This window comes from Hymenobacter agri (genome assembly GCF_054778495.1).
The window spans coordinates 1-958 of sequence record NZ_BAAGZM010001044.1 but is presented as its reverse complement, the minus strand read 5'-3'; the positions used below and the strand labels follow the sequence as shown (position 1 = coordinate 958).

Genomic DNA, 958 nt, shown 5'->3' with positions numbered 1-958 from the left:
CAGCTGCGCCAAAGCGTGCTGGTGTACTACAACACGGCCCCCAGCACCGCGCTGGAGCTGCGCACCCGCCTGCAGGCCCTGCGCCTGCGCGACGACACCGGCCTGCCCTGGCGTAGCGGCTTCGCCCTGGCCCAAGACGTAGGCTACCAGTTCAACCGCTACCTGAAACTGACCGGCCGCTACGCTATTTTCGACGCCGACGACTACGACACCCGCCAGTACGTGTATGAGCAGGACGTGCTGCTGGCGGTGTCGGTGCCGGCCCTCTACGGACAGGGCACGCGCCTCTACGGCATCGCCGAAATCCGCTTCAACCGCCACCTCACGCTCTGGCTGCGCTACGCCGAAACCCGCTACCGCCACCAGGACGTGGTGGGCTCGGGCCTGGAGTCCATCCAGGGCTCGCTGCGCAGCGAGGTGAAGGCCCAGCTGCGAGTGAAGTTTTAGCACCGTCTGTCATTGCGAGTGGAGCGCAGCGGAACGCGGCAATCCTTCCTCTCGGAGCGAGCCCTTAAGATGTGAAAAGCCCCGGCTCTGAAATAGGGCCGGGGCTTTCTTGTATAAGCAGTGCTAAAAAGAGCTTTGTCACATCATTATAGGGTCTACATCGAGAAGACGGATTGCCGCGTACCGCTATGCTCCACTCGCATTGACAAGACCGTCTAGCTCTCCGTTTTCACCAATACTACCTGCGACTTATCGGCGCTGTTGATTTTGCGGCGGAAGTCCAGATAGCCCGGGTAGGCCGCTTTCGGCAAATGCCCGCGCTTTAGCTCCAGCCGGCGGATGTACTGAATGGTGCCATCGGGCAGGGTGGCGTATTGGCTGGCGTAGGTGCCGTAAGCGGTGCTGAGCTGTACCGGCGCGGGCAGCGTTTCGGGCTTGAAGCCAGCCGGCAGGTGCAGGCGCACGGTGTCGGCGTGCAGGCTGGCCTGGGGCAGCCACAGGTCGGCCTGGC

At 63.2% G+C, this 958-nt stretch carries 2 pseudogenes; one reads left to right on the top strand and one right to left on the bottom strand.

Annotated features, from left to right (window positions below):
- Positions 1–447: pseudogene (locus tag ACYVDE_RS24340) on the top strand (hypothetical protein); the annotation flags it as partial.
- Between the two features lie 215 nt (positions 448–662).
- On the opposite strand, the pseudogene ACYVDE_RS24335 reads toward ACYVDE_RS24340, so the two are convergent.
- Positions 663–958 (bottom strand): annotated as a pseudogene (locus ACYVDE_RS24335) (hypothetical protein); the annotation flags it as partial.